This is a genomic window from Achromobacter sp. ACM01, assembly GCF_014851745.1.
GTDB lineage: Bacteria > Pseudomonadota > Gammaproteobacteria > Burkholderiales > Burkholderiaceae_B > Achromobacter > Achromobacter aegrifaciens.
The window spans coordinates 1-255 of sequence record NZ_JACVAF010000039.1; the positions used below are offsets into that span (position 1 = coordinate 1).

Here is a 255-nt window from a genome sequence, read left to right on the forward strand (position 1 = left end):
GCAGGCCGCGGCTTTCCAGCACCGGGCCTTGTTCGATATGCAGTTCGACGAACGCCGCGGTGCCGTCAGGGCCGCGCAGCGGCGCGCCCAGCGCCGAGGGGTCGCCGCCGATGCGGGCGATGCCGGCGGCGAGCGTCTCGCCTTCGGGATTGCGGGCCGCCAGCATGTCGGGCGTCAGCTGGCCACAGAGCGCGCGGCTGCCGACGCAGGAAATGCCATAGTCGCTGGGCTCCTCGGACAGGAAGTCGATGACCT

The 255-nt window shown here is 71.8% G+C and carries 1 pseudogene; it reads right to left on the reverse strand.

The window, feature by feature from the left end:
- Positions 1–255, reverse strand: a pseudogene (locus IB268_RS30965) (Zn-dependent hydrolase); the annotation flags it as partial.